Consider the following 373-nt stretch of genomic DNA (forward strand, 5'->3'; position numbering starts at 1 on the left):
GTCCGCGTCGCCGGGGAAGTAGCCAAGACCATAAAAAGCGTACTCGTTCTTTACGTTCACACCCAGAAGATACGTACTCTTACCGACGAAGCCTCCCATGTTGCTCTCAAAAATCGAAAACTCAAGATATACGCCATCCGCATAGAAAACCCACTTTGGAAATTTCCCTTTTGCTTTGATCCATTCATCCATCGTTGGCGTGTAGGTAGAATCCAGCGAGTACGCCCAGTTTGCTGCGCGCGAAGCGGCGAAATTCCAAGCCTGCTTGCCAGTAAGGCGTGGGTCTTCTACGTCGATATATCGCTTCCAGCCCGCTGCCCGCAATTTGGCAAGGACCTCCATGACGCGATCACGGGCAAGCTGGTGCGCGTCA

General features: G+C 52.5%; 1 pseudogene. It reads right to left on the reverse strand.

The window, feature by feature from the left end:
* Nucleotides 1–373, reverse strand: a pseudogene (locus tag P0D73_RS46830) (hypothetical protein); the annotation flags it as partial.

Source organism: Paraburkholderia sp. RL18-101-BIB-B, from assembly GCF_046026985.1.
Taxonomy (GTDB): Bacteria; Pseudomonadota; Gammaproteobacteria; order Burkholderiales; family Burkholderiaceae; genus Paraburkholderia.